The organism is Candidatus Tumulicola sp. (assembly GCA_036490475.1).
GTDB lineage: Bacteria > Vulcanimicrobiota > Vulcanimicrobiia > Vulcanimicrobiales > Vulcanimicrobiaceae > Tumulicola.
On sequence record DASXDT010000006.1, the window covers coordinates 1,659,340 to 1,674,806 of the forward strand.

The 15,467-nt window shown below is 63.6% G+C and carries 16 protein-coding genes; 12 read left to right on the forward strand and 4 right to left on the reverse strand.

The features are described from left to right. Positions 1-38 precede the first annotated feature (38 nt). Positions 39-599, forward strand: a complete 561-nt coding sequence (locus VGF98_15450; GenBank protein HEY1683042.1) for a UbiX family flavin prenyltransferase — start codon at positions 39-41, stop codon at positions 597-599. Here VGF98_15450 and VGF98_15455 read toward each other — a convergent pair. Together VGF98_15455 and ispE are read right to left on the reverse strand one after the other, a co-directional pair. Beyond that, positions 580-1,362 (reverse strand): NTP transferase domain-containing protein, encoded by a 783-nt coding sequence (locus VGF98_15455; protein HEY1683043.1) that lies wholly within the window; start codon positions 1,360-1,362, stop codon positions 580-582. The genes VGF98_15450 and VGF98_15455 overlap by 20 nt on opposite strands. Beyond that, on the reverse strand, positions 1,359-2,219 hold the full coding sequence (gene ispE, locus VGF98_15460; protein ID HEY1683044.1) for a 4-(cytidine 5'-diphospho)-2-C-methyl-D-erythritol kinase: 861 nt from the start codon (positions 2,217-2,219) through the stop codon (positions 1,359-1,361). The genes VGF98_15455 and ispE overlap by 4 nt, the downstream gene beginning before the upstream one ends. A 94-nt stretch (positions 2,220-2,313) precedes the next feature. Between ispE and VGF98_15465 the strand changes: the two genes are divergently transcribed. The 11 genes from VGF98_15465 (at position 2,314) to VGF98_15515 (ending at position 13,919) form a co-directional block, all read left to right on the forward strand. Then, positions 2,314-4,776, forward strand: coding sequence for an amylo-alpha-1,6-glucosidase (locus VGF98_15465; GenBank protein ID HEY1683045.1), 2,463 nt, complete (start codon positions 2,314-2,316; stop codon positions 4,774-4,776). Between the two features lie 2 nt (positions 4,777-4,778). Next, entirely contained in the window at positions 4,779-5,255 is a 477-nt protein-coding gene (locus tag VGF98_15470) for a hypothetical protein (GenBank protein ID HEY1683046.1), read from the forward strand. Between the two features lie 33 nt (positions 5,256-5,288). Continuing rightward, positions 5,289-6,176, forward strand: coding sequence for a pyridoxal 5'-phosphate synthase lyase subunit PdxS (pdxS, locus tag VGF98_15475; GenBank protein ID HEY1683047.1), 888 nt, complete (start codon positions 5,289-5,291; stop codon positions 6,174-6,176). Between the two features lie 5 nt (positions 6,177-6,181). Beyond that, positions 6,182-6,793, forward strand: a complete 612-nt coding sequence (gene pdxT, locus VGF98_15480) for a pyridoxal 5'-phosphate synthase glutaminase subunit PdxT (protein ID HEY1683048.1) — start codon at positions 6,182-6,184, stop codon at positions 6,791-6,793. A gap of 14 nt (positions 6,794-6,807) precedes the next feature. Continuing rightward, positions 6,808-7,101 (forward strand): hypothetical protein, encoded by a 294-nt coding sequence (locus tag VGF98_15485; GenBank protein ID HEY1683049.1) that lies wholly within the window; start codon positions 6,808-6,810, stop codon positions 7,099-7,101. A gap of 12 nt (positions 7,102-7,113) precedes the next feature. Continuing rightward, complete coding sequence (locus tag VGF98_15490) at positions 7,114-7,644, forward strand: HNH endonuclease (protein ID HEY1683050.1); 531 nt, start codon at positions 7,114-7,116, stop codon at positions 7,642-7,644. Between the two features lies 1 nt (position 7,645). Continuing rightward, positions 7,646-9,148: a hypothetical protein gene (locus tag VGF98_15495; protein ID HEY1683051.1), complete on the forward strand. Its 1,503-nt coding sequence runs from the start codon at positions 7,646-7,648 to the stop codon at positions 9,146-9,148. A 62-nt stretch (positions 9,149-9,210) separates the two neighbouring features. After that, positions 9,211-10,695: an aminotransferase class I/II-fold pyridoxal phosphate-dependent enzyme gene (locus VGF98_15500; GenBank protein ID HEY1683052.1), complete on the forward strand. Its 1,485-nt coding sequence runs from the start codon at positions 9,211-9,213 to the stop codon at positions 10,693-10,695. Positions 10,696-10,747: 52 nt separating this feature from the next. Continuing rightward, positions 10,748-12,283, forward strand: coding sequence for a R3H domain-containing nucleic acid-binding protein (locus VGF98_15505; GenBank protein HEY1683053.1), 1,536 nt, complete (start codon positions 10,748-10,750; stop codon positions 12,281-12,283). Next, a complete protein-coding gene (gene tmk / locus VGF98_15510) occupies positions 12,283-12,897 on the forward strand; it encodes a dTMP kinase (GenBank protein ID HEY1683054.1) in 615 nt (204 codons plus the stop codon). The genes VGF98_15505 and tmk overlap by 1 nt, the downstream gene beginning before the upstream one ends. Beyond that, the gene (locus tag VGF98_15515; protein HEY1683055.1) at positions 12,894-13,919 is read left to right on the forward strand and encodes a hypothetical protein; all 1,026 of its coding nucleotides are present in this window, start codon (positions 12,894-12,896) and stop codon (positions 13,917-13,919) included. The genes tmk and VGF98_15515 overlap by 4 nt, the downstream gene beginning before the upstream one ends. Here the strand turns inward: VGF98_15515 and VGF98_15520 are convergent. Beyond that, on the reverse strand, positions 13,903-14,607 hold the full coding sequence (locus tag VGF98_15520) for a hypothetical protein (GenBank protein HEY1683056.1): 705 nt from the start codon (positions 14,605-14,607) through the stop codon (positions 13,903-13,905). The two genes, VGF98_15515 and VGF98_15520, sit on opposite strands and share 17 nt — an antisense overlap. A 12-nt stretch (positions 14,608-14,619) precedes the next feature. After that, positions 14,620-15,417, reverse strand: a complete 798-nt coding sequence (locus tag VGF98_15525) for an S-methyl-5'-thioadenosine phosphorylase (GenBank protein HEY1683057.1) — start codon at positions 15,415-15,417, stop codon at positions 14,620-14,622. Positions 15,418-15,467 lie beyond the last annotated feature (50 nt).

Here is a 15,467-nt window from a genome sequence, read left to right on the forward strand (position 1 = left end):
GCAAGGCGACCCTGCACGCGGCGTATAAGCCGTCGGACGTGCGACGCATCATCGTCGGAATCAGTGGCGCCTCCGGCAGCGCGTATGGGTACATGGCGTTACAGGCGCTGCGCTCGGTGGGCGGCATCGAAACGCATTTGGTGCTCACCGAGTCGGCACGCCGAACGATACAGCTCGAAACTGAGATGACCGGCGAGGATTTCGAGGCGCTGGCCGACGTCGTGCATCGCGAAGACGATCTAGCGGCCGCGATTTCGAGCGGTTCGTTCGTTACCGAGGGCATGCTGGTCGTGCCGTGCTCGATTAAAAGCGCGAGCGCAATCGCTTACTCGTTCAACTCTACGCTGCTCGTTCGCGCGGCCGACGTGTGTCTCAAAGAAGGCCGGCGCGTCGTCTTGGTGGTTCGCGAAACGCCACTGCACGTCGGCCACTTGCGTACCCTGGTGCGTCTGGCCGAAATCGGCGCGGTGATCTTACCGCCGATTCCCGCGATGTACGCCAATCCGCAGAGCGTCGACGACATCGTCGCGCACACCGTCGGAAAGGCGCTGGATCAGTTCGGCATCGCCAACGAGCTGTTCAAGCGCTGGCGTTCGTAACGCCCCCTTCGCCGCGTAGCAACTCTCGTGCCAGCGCGACGTCGCCGGCTCGATCGACGTTGACGCCCGCGTCGGCATAGGGCGAAACGATCGCGCGAACCGTCGCGCCCAGAATTCGCCCCGCGCGCTGTTCGGCTTGAGCGATCGTCAAGCGGCCTAATGCGAAACGGGCCAGTACGTCCCAACCGAACAGCGAGGCTAAGCGTACCGGCCGCTTGCGCGCCGCACCCAATCGTTCGATAAAGCGTTCGAGCCCCGGCAGCGTGCGCGGCTTCAGCGAGGCCAAGCCGGCGCCGCAATAGGTTCCATCGCGCAGCCGCGCCCACGTGTGTGGAATGGTTGGGTAGCGCGCTTCGTGCGTGCTGCGTTCGATGCAGCCGTAGCCGGCGTCGGGATCGATTGCAAGAACGCGATCCACGAAGTCGTCGACCGCCGCGGGTGTGAGCACCGGCAAGTCCGATGTAACGATCGCAACCGAATCGTCGCCCCGAAAACCTACCAATCCGTTGCGTAAGCTGTCGGTGATACGCGGGCCGTCCGGCCGTCGCTGGGATGCGAGCGCGAGCGCCGGCGAGTCGTGCATCGCGGGTGGAGCGACCACGCAAATCGATGCGATATGCGACGACTCCGAAAGCGCGCGTAACACTCGCTCGACGAGCGTGATGCCTTCGATCTCGATGAACGCTTTATTCGGCACGTCCTGCAGCGCCGATACGGCATCGGGCGGGCCGCCGGCCAGAACGACCGCATTGATGGCTTTCAACCGCGCCAGCGTTCGGCCGCGCGGAACGGCGCGATGATCCGCGTGAAATCGTCGCTCAATCGAACGGCGGCCGCGATCCTTTCGGCACGCTCGCGATCGGGCGCCAGCGCGAACACGCAGGCTCCCGAGCCGGCCAACAACGGATTACGCGAACCGGCCTGTCGCAATGCTTCGAGGGCCCGTGCGATCGGCGGCGCTTCTTCGCAGACGACCGACTGGAAATCGTTCCACATGAGGTCTTCGACGGCGGTGAAATCGCCGCGCTGCAGCGCCTCGCCGGCGGCCAGCGAGCGCGAGACGTTGCGCGGACGCACATCGCGCTGCAGCCCGTCGATGCGCGCGTAGGCATAGGCTGTCGAAACGGCCGCCGGCGGGGCGACGATCGTGACCCACCACGGCGGAACGGCGCCGAGCGGCGTCACGCGCTCGCCGGTGCCCTCCACCAGCGCCGCCGTCTCGCTCAGAAAAAACGGAACGTCGGAGCCGAGCGAGCGTGCCACCGCTAAAGCGTCGAACGGCTCGACCGGCCCCAGTTGGCCGTCAGCCGCCAACAAGAGCACGGTGGCCGCGTCGCTCGAACCGCCGCCTAGGCCCGCTTGCGTGGGAACCCGTTTCCGTAAATGAAGCGCGAACCGCGGGTCGCCGAGCGCGCGAGCTGCTCGCACGACGAGATTGTCGTCGCCGGCTAAATCTGGACAATCGCACGAAAAAGCAAACACCGCGGCCGGTTCGTACTCCAGCTCGTCACCGAACCCAAGCGGAACCATCACGGAGCGCACGCCGTGGTAGCCGTCCGGCCGGCGGGCCAGCACCTCGAGCGTCAGGTTGATTTTCGCCGGAGCGAGCGCTCGAGCCATCGCCGCTCCCAATCCTCGGCAGCCCACCCTAATCCTCCGAGCGCGCTGCGCGGGGAGGCACCGCAGTAAGGCGTGCCGCAAAGGTATGGCCCGAATGGGTCCCAGTTACGACGCTCAGCGCAACGAGTTTTGCGCCTACGTGCTGCGCGAGTCGCAAACACCGTACGGCCTGTTGCTCGGCAACCTCAAAACGTTCGCGCAGTCGACGGCCAAGGGTGGTGTCCGCGGTCTGTGGGACGCCGACACGGATCAGATCATCTTCGGAATGCATCACATCGCCTACCGGCTGCAGACGCCCGACAAGCCGCCGCAAACGCTGTTCCCGCATCAGTTCGAGCGCGAGCTCACGTTCTTACCGTACGCGCAAATTTCAGAGTTCACGCTGGCCGACCGCGTGCACGTCACCGAAGCGTTTTACGTTCCGCACGGAGGGCGCTTTTCACGCGCGGTGTGTTTTGTGGTCGACGTCACCCTGTACAATCCCGGGCGCGAAGACGTCGACGTCGAGGTGTTTCCGTGGGCAATGTTGGTCGGGCAGCGCTTTTACGGCGAGCCCGAACACGAAGTGCGCGCTTGGACCGACGGGCGGTTCATTTGCTCGAGAAACTTGGAAACCGGCGGCGAACGCTGGTGGGGCGGCTCGCGCAAGCCCGAAGCCATCCAGCTATCGTTACGCGAACAAGCGTTGCTCGAATCGATGCGCCGCTCGGGCCTCAAAAGCGATAGCACGGTCGCGCCGGGGCTCGAGGACGTCACGCCCGAGCAAGCCGAGCTGGTCAGCCGCCGCATCTTCGGCGCGTTCGAGTACGCGGTGCGCGTCGCACCCGGTGCGCGCGAATCGTTACGCCTAGCGGTCGTGTACCACAAGGACGGCACGGATCAGAGCCGCCCGGTGCTCGAATCATTGCTCGACGACCCGCGCGTTCTGCACGATACGCAACGCTACTTCGCCGAAAAGTTGGGCGACGCGCGCTTTATGACGCCGTCGCCGCACATCAGCCGCGGCGTCGCCTGGGCCAAAGCCAACATGCTGCGGGTCGTCAAGGAATATCCGCACGGTTGGGGTTCCACCAACTCGCCGCCTTCGGACATTTTGGTGTCGCGCGATACGTCGTGGTTCGTTCACGGTTTCGATTACTTTTGGCCCGAGTTCAGCCGCAATGCGATCGAGGTCTTCAACCGCGCCATCGACCCGAGCGGTTTGATGGTCGAATACGTGCGCGGCGTCAGCGGCTATAAAACCGCCTACGATTTGAATATCAACGACGATACGCCGCTGCACGTGATCGCGATGCTGCATCATTATAACGCCACACTCGACGACGAGTGGGTCAAGCGCAACCTCGAACTAGTGATCAAGCTGATCGACTACATGCTGACCCAGCGCGACGATCGGGGCTTAGTGTTCTGCACGGCTAAGGGCGTCGACATGTACGGCATCTCGTCGTGGCGCAACATCATTCCGTATTACACGCTCGACGGCGCGGTGACCGAAATCAACGCCGAAGCGGTGTACGCGCTCGAAGCCGCCGCCATGTTGTGCGCCGTTGCGGGCGACAACGACCATTGGCAAACGTACGTTACGGAAGCTCAAAAGCTGCGCGAAGCGATGATGGAGCATCTGTTCAACGACGATACGCGAGCGTTCGTACTGAACTACGATCAGGATCGCAACTACCAGGACAACTTTACGGCCGACGAGATCTTTCCGGTGCTGTTCGGCGTTGCCGGTCCGCAAGAACGGCGTGCGATTCTGTCTCGGCTCAACGAGGCCGATTTCGTAACGCCGGTCGGACTACGAACGATCTCGACCGCCGACGCGTGGTACTTTCCGTCGTACGGCTTCGGCTTGCTGGGCGGCGTTTGGCCCGATCTGACGTTGTGGTTTGCGGTCGCACTGGCGCGCAACGGCATGACCGATACGGCCGTGTCGTTTTTGAACGCCACCTACGAGGCGATGGAAGGCGGCAGCCCGCGTAATACCGTCCCGGGCGAGTTCGCGGAATGGTTCGACGGCGGCTCGCTGAGCAATCGCGGAATGTACCTGTCGCCTTGGACGAGCGCCAAGTATCTGTGGGCCGTTGCGGAAACGGTGGGCGGCATGGACGGCTACCGAACCAGCGGACGCCCGCATCTCGCGCCGCTGCGGCCGAAGGGCTGGGATTGGGTCGCGGCCGCCCGCGTGCACTGGGGCGGAAAGCGGCGCACCTACCTGATCGATTTGCGTAACGACGTGATCTACGCCGACATGCCCGAGCTGTCGGCCGAAGATCCGTTTACCTGCATCTACGCGGGCCGCGACGTAAGCGACGAAGTGACGACCTCGCCGGTCGAGGTCGGAGCGGTGGCGTTCGAAGACGAAGAAGGCGCGGTGCGCATCTTCGTTTGCAATATGCTGGACGCCGCTCGCAACGTGTCGCTCGAGTTCCGCGGCAGCACGGCGCGCATCGACATGGTAGCCGGCGAGCTGCGCGAGGTGCATCTGCACGGCAGCCCCAGCGACCGCAAGGCGCGTGCCGCCAAACTCGACGTGGTTCCGCAGACGGTGCGGGCCTAGCCGTGTTTTCGCCGGAGCGCCGCTTTGCCACCATCGTGCTGGCAGCCGGTACGATCGTGCTGCTGGTCGCCATCGCGATCGGGCAGCGCATGGGAGATCGCGTGCTCGACCAAGTCACCGGATCGGGCAACCAGAACGCCTCGGTGACGGCCGTGACGCCCGAGCCGACCCAATCCGCCGGCGCCTACGGACCGGATTGGAAACGCTCGGAGTCTTTGGCGGGAGCCGCCGACCCGCGCTTTCCCGACCCGCGCATTCCGCCGCAGCCGCTGCCCACGCCGCTGCCGACGCCCAAGGCCACGCCCGCGCCGGTTGCCTCGCCGACCCCGACCGATACGATCAACCCGAACATCCCGATCTGGCGGCAGAAGCCGATGCCGACGGCCACCCCCAGCGGCGAGCCGTCGGCCGAACCGGCCGTTTCGGGCTCCCCCAGCGAGCATCCCGAGTCGCGCTCGACCCCGCCGCTAATACACTAGTCCGAACCCGCTCCCGGCTGGTACGATATGGGCATGGAACAGGGAACGATCGCGGTTAAGCGCGGCCTCGCGCAGATGCTCAAAGGCGGCGTCATCATGGACGTCGTCACCCCCGAACAAGCCGTCGTCGCGCAAGAAGCCGGCGCGGTCGCCGTCATGGCGCTCGAACGCATTCCGGCGGATATCCGTGCGGACGGCGGGGTCGCTCGCATGAGCGGTTTGGAGCTGATTCGCGGGATCATGGACGCGGTGACGATTCCTGTTATGGCCAAGGTGCGCATCGGACATTTCGCCGAGGCCCAAGTGCTGCAATCGCTGGGTGTCGATTACATCGACGAATCCGAAGTCTTGACGCCGGCTGACGACAAGTACCACATCGAAAAAGATCCGTTCACGACGCCGTTCGTGTGCGGCGCTCGCAATTTGGGCGAAGCCCTGCGCCGTATCGCTGAAGGCGCGGCCATGATTCGCAGCAAGGGCGAAGCGGGCAGTGGAAATATCGTCGAGGCGGTGCGGCATATGCGCGCCATCGGCGATTCTATTCGCGAACTGACGGTCGCGCCGCCCGAGGAACTGGTTTCGCGAGCTCGCGATTTGGGCGCTCCGCTGGAGTTGGTGCGCCAAGTCGCACGCGAAGGCAAGCTACCCGTCGTGTTGTTCTGCGCCGGCGGCGTGTCCACGCCGGCCGACGCGTCGCTGATGATGCAGCTCGGCGCCGAGGGCATCTTCGTGGGCAGCGGTATTTTCAAATCGACCGACCCGAAAAAGTTCGCGCGCGCCGTCGTCGATGCCACGACCCATTACGACGATCCGAAGGCCGTGATGGACGCGTCTCGTTCGCTGGGCGCGTCGTCGGCGATGCCCGGTCTCGACATCCGCACGATGGACGAATCGCAACTGCTGTCGACCCGCGGTAACTAACAAACTTGGCGGGTCCCATCGTCGGCGTTCTTGCGTTGCAAGGTGACGTCGTCGAACACGTTGCCGCTCTGGAACGCTCGGGTGCGCGGCCGGTGGCGGTGAAGCGTCTCGACCAATTGACGTCGATCGAAGGCTTGATCGTACCCGGCGGTGAGTCGACCACCGTTATGCGCTTGTTGGACCGCGCGGGCTTGGCCGAGCCGATCGTCGCCCGCGTGCGGGCCGGCATGCCGCTGTGGGGAACGTGCATGGGACTCATCGTGGCCGCTCGCGAGGTGATCGGCGTCGAGCAGCCGTCGCTCGACCTGATCGACGTCTCGGTGCGCCGGAACGCCTTTGGGCGTCAGAACGAGTCGGTCGAAGTGGATTTGCCGATTGCCGTTCTCGGGCCGGAACCGTTTCCCGCAATCTTCATACGCGCGCCATGGATCGAGCGCGCCGGCCCGAGCGTCGACGTGCTGGCCGAACGGGACGGACACGGCGTGATGGTGCGCCAAGGCAACGTTCTCGGCACCTCATTTCATCCGGAATTGAGCGGCGACGGACGCGTGCATGCATATTTTCTTTCGATGATTCGGCAGCGCGACGACGTAGGGAAGGCTTCAAGCGCGGCGTAACACATCGTCTCAAGATGACGCCGGACCCAGCCTCCGAGGAACGCTCACAAGGAGGTTTTGAAGGTCACATACCGCCGGTCGAGCCGTTGCTGACCGAGGTGATCGTCGCGCTCTCCCTCGCCGCGCACGCGTATCTTACCAGCCAAGACGAACGTTCCATCGACCTGCCGGCGGCCGAAATTGCTATCGACGTCGCCGCCGCTGCCTTCGATCGAGTGAAAGAACGGCTGTCGCCCGACCAGCGCTTGGCGATCACGCAAATGCTGACCGAGACGCGCATGACGTTCGTGCGTAAACGAGACGCGTAGGCTTGGCTTGACGTGAGCGACGTACTCGTATTGAACTTCACGTACGAGGCGTTGAACGTCACGAGTTTCCAACGCGCCGTCAAGATGCTGTTCGCTGGTAAAGCCGAACTACTGCACGGCCGCGACCGCACGATCGCTTCGACCACGTACGAAATGCGAATGCCCTCGATCATTCGCATGCTATATTATATTCGCAGGCCCATGCAGAAGGTCGCGCTCACCAAGAAGAACGTGCTGATTCGCGACGATCATAAGTGCCAATATTGCGGCATCCACGGCGAAAAACTCATGACGGTCGACCACGTAACGCCCAAGAGCCGCGGCGGCCCGTCGACCTGGGAAAATTTAGTCTGCGCCTGCATGCGCTGCAATAACCGCAAGAACAACCGCACGCCGGACGAGTGCAACATGAAGCTCGCGCGCCGGCCGCGCCAGCCTAAATACATTCCGTGGATTCAAATCAAGCGCAACACCTTGCCGGACGAATGGGGTAAGTTTTTGTTCTTGTACAACGTTTCCATCGACGAGCGTGTAGAAGTCTGACGTGCGCCGGCGCTGGGCGGTCGCGGCCGGCGCTCTGCTGGTGTTGGGATTCGGGTTGCGCGTCGCCCTGTATTTTCCGCTGGCTGCGTTTCCCATCGACTCCGACGGCGTTCTGGCGGGGTTGTGCGCGTTGGCCGTTCGCACCGGGCAACATCCGGCGTTTTTCCCCGGTGGCTATCGACTTGGCGCGGCCAGTTGTTACGTTACCGCGGCGTTTTTTACGTTCGCCGGTGCGTCGCGAACGGCGTTGGCGCTGACCGGTCTAACGTGGGGCGCGTCGTACGTAGCGGCATCGGCGGCGTTCGCGCGCGCCGCGCTCGGCGCGCGCGCCGGATGTTTTGCGATCGCATTTGCGGCCTTTCCCGCCGCTGCATTTCTCACGGTGACGTACGTGCCGTGGGGGTACGGTGAGATCGCGGCATCGTGCGCCCTGACGCTGTGGCTGGCGGTACTCTTGCGTCGCCGCGAATCGACGTGGTTGGCTGCAGCGTTTGGTTTAAGCGCGGGGGCCGGCGTGTGGATGTCGCTGCAGACCGCGATGGTCACGCTGCCTGCGCTCGTCTGGATCGTGGCGCACCGGCGGCCTACCCGTCGCGAATGGCTCGCGTGTGCCGTCGCCGCCTGTGCCGGCTCGTGGCCGTGGCTCGTCGCCAACGTCAGCGGCGGCTTTCCCACCTTCGCGCATAACTGGGTCGCCGTACCGGTATCCGGTGCCGGCGCACTGTGGTCGAACGCAGTGTGGTTTTTCACGTCGCCGCTTCCGCAGCTTTTTACCTACGGCGGAGGGCCGTCGACGTGGTTGCCGTTAACCGCCGGGATACTGCTGGCGCTCGGCGCGCTCGTTGCTTCGCTGCGCGACGACGCTGCGACCAGCGATGGTGCGTTGCGACCACGCGAGTTGGCGTGGTTGTGCGCGGGTGTTGCGCTGGCAACGTTCTTGCTCGACGTATTTTCGACCGCCGGTTCGGTGCGGGGCTGGACCGTGCGCTATCTAACGCCGCTGTATGTCGTCGCGCCCATCGCCTTCGCGCTCGGAATCGACTGGCTGTGGCGAAGCCGTCTGCGCGCGCTCGCGCTTGCCGCATTGGCCCTGCTGATTCTTCCGAACGTCGCGCTGTACGATTTGCCGGGCACGCCGGGTCGCGCCGTGTTGGGCGCGCAGCTGGACGCCGATCGCAAGATGCGCGCCTTCCTCGCATCGCATCGCATCGGTCTGGTGTACGGCGATTATTTCGACGTCTATCACATCAATTTCGACGCGCGCGGAACGGCGGCGGTGCCGTCGATCCCGGCGCTCGATTATCTCGGGTACGGCGCGACGCTCGGCCGATCCCCAGTCGCGTGGGCAGTCGTGCTGCCGCCCGGCGCCGGCGTACCGGCAGCGCTTGCGGGGTTAGGCGCCGGCGGTGGAGTCGAGGGCTTCGGCGGCACGCGCCTGTTCGTTGCGTCGCATCGTAGCGGCGATGCTGCCGAATTGCTTGCGGCGTTGCGCCTTATACGGTAAGAAAGCGCCGCAACGGCGGGGCGGACCGGCACCTTCGGCGTACTCGCTCAGGCGCGATGGACTTGGATCAATCGAAGGCCCCCTATTTTCAAGCACTGCTCGACTATGTCGACTCGGGCGTGCTGCCATTTCACACGCCGGGCCATATCCAAGGAAACGGCATGGACCTGGCGTTTCGCGAGTTCGTCGGCGACAATATCTGCGCGATCGACCTGACGCCCATGCCGGGCATCGACGATTTGCTGCAGCCGGTTGCGGCCATCAAGGAAGCACAAGAACTGGCCGCGCTCGCGTGGGGCGCCGATCACACGTTTTTCTTGACCAACGGCTCGACCAGCGGCAATCAATGCATGATGATGACCGCGGTAAACCCGGGCGACAAGATTGCCGTTCCGCGCAACTCGCATAAGTCGATGCTCGGCGGGCTGGTAATGAGCGGCGCGCATCCGATCTACATGCAGCCCGAAGTCGACGAAGATCTGCACATGGATCATTGCGTCACGCCCGAGACGGTTGCGCGGACGCTCGAAGAATATCCGGACTTGGTCGCCGTGTACGTCGTATCGCCGACCTACTACGGAGTCGCCGCGGATCTTGCGTCGATCGAACGGATCGTGCACGATGCAGGCAAGCTGATGCTGGTCGACGAGGCCTGGGGACCGCATTTCCATTTCCATCCGGCGTTGCCGTTGTCGGCCACGCAAGCCGGCGCCGATTTGTCCATCAATTCCACGCACAAAATGCTGTCGGCATTCTCCCAGTGCGCGATGTTGCACCAAAAGGGTCCACGCGTGCGGCTCGACCGGCTAAAGGCCGTGCTCAAGATGTTCTTGTCGACGTCGCCCAACCTCCCGATGGTCGCGTCGTTGGACGTCGCACGCAAGCAGATGGCGACAGAAGGCGGTGCCTTGTTGTCGCGCACGATCGAACTGGCCGAAGAAACGCGCCGTCGCATCAATCGTATCGAAGGGTTGTATTGCTTCGGAGAGGAGTTGCAGGGCCGTAAAGGCGTCTTCGATCTCGATCCCACCAAGATCGCGGTTACGGTGACCGGTTTGGGCTACACCGGCTACGAAGCGTCCGAGATTCTACGTTATCGCTACAACATTCAAGTCGAGTTGGCGGATCTGTTCAACGTGGTCGCGCTGTTCACGATCGGCACCACGCGCGACGCCGCCGACCGTCTGGCGTTCGCCTTCGAGGAGATGGCGCACGACGACCGCGCGGTGGATATGTATGCGGCCTCGGGCATCTTGGAGCGGCGCGTGAATCGCGGAAATTATCGGTTGCCGAAGATCCCGAAGATGCGCATGCTGCCACGCGACGCCTTCCTAGCGGAAACCGATTCGGTTCCGTTTCGCGATTCTGCCGGGCGCATTTGCGCCGAAACGATCGCACCCTATCCTCCCGGTATCCCGGTCATCGCGCCGGGCGAGGAGTTGACCAAAGAGCTGGTCGATTATTTGCGATTGGAGATGAAAGCCGGCGTGCGCATTCAAGGCCCGTACGACGACGAGCTGCGCACGATTCGAGTGGTGAAGGAGTAGCGGCGACCGCCGGGTAACGCCTCGAAAACACGTCACCGCGTGAGGGTCAGAAGTGGCCGTTCGAGCAGAATCGCTCTCCCCAAGCTGGGAGCTATCGCAGCTCCTCGATATTTTTCCGCTCGCAATCCGTCAAGCACTCGTTCGTCTCGGCAACGTCGATGAAATCATCGAGGTCGTGCTCGACTTGGGGCGTCCGCCCGAAGCACGCTTCGAACACGACTTCACCTACCTGATCGACGCCGCCGTCACGCACGAAGATATCGCGCACGTCTGTTCGCGGATATCTGCCTTCGGCGCCGACAACCGCGCGGGCATCGAGCAGACGCTGCATCGCATCAGCGCCATTCGCAATCGCACCGGTAAGATTGTGGGGCTGACGTGTCGCGTCGGCCGCGCGGTGTACGGAACGATCGACATCTTGCTCGACGTACTGCGAAGCGGTCGTTCGATCTGTTTGCTCGGCCGTCCGGGCGTCGGCAAAACTACGATGCTGCGCGAGTGCGCGCGCATTCTTTCCGAAGATCGTAAGCGCGTGGTCATCGTCGACACCTCCAACGAGATCGCCGGCGACAGCGACGTTCCGCATCCGGGAATCGGGCTGGCGCGGCGCATGCAAGTCGCCGATCCGGCGCTACAGCACGCCGTGATGATCGAGGCGGTCGAGAATCACATGCCGCAGGTCATCGTGATCGACGAAATCGGTACCGAAGCCGAAGCGTTGGCCGCTCGAACTATCGCCGAACGCGGCGTTACACTCATCGGTACGGCGCACGGCCAGACGCTCGAAAATCTGCTGATGAATCCGACGCTGTCGGATCTGGTTGGTGGCATCAGTGCCGTGACGCTTTCGGACGAAGAAGCGCGCCGCCGCGGCACCCGCAAAACCGTGCTGGAACGCAAGGCGCCGCCGACGTTCGACATGGTCGTCGAAATTCACGACCGCGACCGGCTGGCGATCCACAAGAACGTCGCCGACGTGATCGACGCGCTGCTGCGCGGGTATCAGCCGCAGCCCGAAATCCGCCAGCGCGAAGCCAGCGGCGCGGTAACGGTCGTCCAAGAAGCCGACACGGAGTCGATGCCGCAGCTGTCCGAAGCGTACGCCGAACCGAACGAAGGGGACGAACGCGACCGGCCGCTGTCGATCTTTCCCTACGGCGTTTCGCGCAATAAAATCGAGCGGGCCATCCATAATTTGCGGGTAAGGGCGGCGATCGCGCGGACGTTTGACGACGCCGACGTCGTACTGACGCTCAAGACGCTCGAACGCAAACAGCACCCCAAACTCAAGCAGATCGCATCCGACAACGTGCCGATCTATTCGATTAAAACGAATACGACCACACAGATCCAAACCGCTCTGCGCGACGTGTTCAATCTTGGTTCGATCGACCAGGAAGATATCGCGGTGCGAGAAGCCGAGGAAGCGGTCTATCAGGTTTTGTTAACGAGTCAAGCCATCGAGTTGTCGCCGCAGACGTCGTACGTTCGGCGTATGCAGCATCAGCTCGCCGAACGGTATCGGCTGCAATCGCAGAGCACCGGTCTCGAGCCGAACCGCCGCGTACGAATTTTTAAGACCTCTTAGTGTTTTTGGCGTTCGAGGGGATCGAAGGCAGCGGCAAAAGCACGCTGCTGGCTTCGGTTGCGTCTGCCTTGTTGCAGCGCGGTTTGGATTCGCTGACCACGCGCGAACCGGGTGGGACGCCGCTGGGCGACGCGGTGCGTGGAATCTTCTTGTCGCGCTCGTCGGCGATCGGACCGATGGCCGAAGCGCTGCTGATCAACGCGGCGCGCGCCCAGCACGTCGCCGATGCGATCGCTCCGCGGTTGCGGACCGGCGGCATCGTCTTGTGCGATCGCTACGTCGATTCCACATTGGCGTATCAGGGATACGGCCGCGGGCTCGGGCTAGACATCTTACGCGCCGTGTGCGACGCGGCCACCGGCGGGTTGGCACCGGATTGCACCTTCGTGCTCGACATTCCGATCGACGTTTCGCGCGCGCGCACGGCCCAACGCGCCGGCACGATCGACCGGGTCGAAGCCGAAGATGACGCGTTCCATCAGCGCGTGCGGCAAGGATTTCTGGCGTTGGCCGCGCAGCCGGGTCGCGTGTTGTTGGATGGACGGCTCGAGCCGGCGCAGTTGCTCGAGCAAACGTTAACCGTAATGCGCGACCGCTTTGGTGACGCATCGTGAGTGCCGCTCGCTTCGATGTCGCGAGCGCGGCCGCGCCGAAACGTTTTTTCGAAACGCTGCCGCGCGAAAAAATGGCGCACGGCTATCTATTCGTCGGGCCGGCCGGCGCCGGCAAGAAAACCTTCGCGCGGCGTTTGGCGCAGTCGCTGCTGTGCGAGTCGCCGGGTACGCCGGCGGCCGCCGGGTACGATGGAACGTGCCGTTCGTGCGTGTTGTTTCAATCCGGCGACGACACGCGCCATCCCGACTTTTTCGATCACACGGGCGAACTGCGCATCGGCGAGGGTGACGCGTCGGGCGGATTTCACGAAGACGGAGGACTGTCGGCCCGCCAACTCGTCCGCCAGCTGGCGTTGCAATCGTATGCGGGCGGCGGTCGCGTGTTGTTGATGGGCGACGTCACGTTCGCAACCGACGCGGCACCCAACGCACTGCTGAAGTTTCTCGAGGAGCCGCCCGGCGCGGTCACCACGATCGTGACGACGTCGGCGCCCGATTCGCTGCTTCCGACGATCCGCTCGCGCCTGGTCGAAATAGCGTTTCCCCCGATGACTGCAGAAGATATCGCCGGCGTTCTACGCGCGCACGGTCATGACGAAACGCAGGCGCGCCGTGCGGCCGCGTTGGCCGGCGGGAATGCGGCGCGCGCCCTGGCCATGCTCGCAGGTGAGGATTCGCTTCGCGAAACGGTGGCAGCTTGGTTTTTTTCCGGTGCGCGCGGCGTGACCGCCTCATCGCAGTGGGCGACGCGCGAAACGCTGGGCGAAGGCTTGGATCTGGTGAAATCGTTGGCGCGGGATTGGATCGCCGCGGGGACGCTGGGTGTGGCGGCCCAGCCGTTGGCCCCGGATTACGCCAAGGCGATTGCCGAGCTACGCCCGTTGGATCGTAGCGCTGCGTTCCGGCTGTTGCAAAAACTCGACGACGTGCACCGCATGTCGCAAACCAACGTTACGCCCGCGTTGGTAGCCGACATCGTTCGAATGGCACTGGCGCCGGGCGAGTTCACCACGAGCGCTTGAACGCGACGTCGTCGTACTGTTTAGCGAACGGGAACGCTAAGTACGACAGCGCCAACGCCCGCGCGACCGCCATCACGAGCTGTCCGCCGAGCGGCGGAAGGTGTATCAACAGAAACGGAAGCGCCAGCGGTACCGCCGCGTAGTACACGGCAAAAAATACGACGGCCAGAACGATCGAACCGAGCACGTTTTCGCGCACGGCGCGGAACGACGCCGCAAGCGCGAGGGATCCGGGCATGCCGCCGATGGCGGCCGCCGGTATCGTGTAGATCAAGAAGAATGCGGCAACCGCGCCGAGCGCCAGCCCGACGATGCCTCCCAAAAATGATCCGAGAAATGACGCCGCCCACACGACGAACTGAAACCCGATGGCCGCGAGCGCGATGCCGCCAAACTTTGCGCGCGATTCGTCCCACGCATCGTCGAACGAACCGCGGCGGCCGCGCCAGACGTTGCCGGCTTGCACGATGGCCACGCCGAACGCCCACAAGTACACGAGTTGCGACAGCATTTGAAAGATGCCCGCGCCGCTGCCGCCCAACGGGTCGGTGAACAGCGTTGAGAGCCGGTCGAACAACACGTCGACCACCGCCGCCAGCAACGGAACGGCGAGGATCGACAGGTGGCGCGCCAGCAACGGAAAGGCGCGCAGGTACGTCAGGACGTCGACCGAGCCGATCTTACGCACGAGATTTCCTTGTCAAATTCGCGCGTTGTCGAGCGCGTGCTGACAACTGCAGTCGGCGTCCACCTCGATGCGTGCGATGATTTCAGCCAATACTTCTCGTAACCGCTCGTTATTGCGCGCGAACATCTCGACCACCGACTGCACCGACACCGGCGGCATGCCCTCGAGACCGACGTCGTAATCGGTGATCAACGACACGTTCACGTAGCACATTTCGAGCTCGCGCGCTAAGTAACTTTCGGGATATTGCGTCATGTTGATGACTTCCCAGCCCTGGCTTTGATACCACTTCGACTCGGCTCGGGTCGAAAAGCGCGGTCCGGAGATCACCACGACGGTTCCCCGGTCGTGCGTTTCGATGCCGCACCCGCGCAACGCATCCACAGCCAACGGGCGCAGCGTCGGACAATACGGATCGGCGAACGAAACGTGCGTCGTCGGCGGGCCGTCGTAGAACGTGTCGCGACGTCCGCTCGTGCGGTCGACGAGTTGATCGCAAACCACCATGGATCCGGGTGCGACATCGCGATTGAGCGATCCGGAAGCGGTTGGTGCGAGGATCCAGCGTACGCCGAGTTTCTTCATGGCATAGACGTTGGCACGATAGTTCACGGCATGGGGCGGAAAGCGGTGGTGCGCTCCGTGGCGCGCTAAAAAGGCTACGCGCTTTCCGCCGATCGTGCCGATCGAAATGCGATCGCTGGTGGCCCCGTACGGCGTTTCGATCCACGCTTCGTGCGTGTCGTCCATCAGCGAATAAAAACCGGAACCACCAAACACGCCGATGTCGGCGCTCAACGTTTCGTTCATTCACTCCCGCAGGCGCTCGGCGCCGTCGGCGGTGTTCGAGGTGGCGCCGT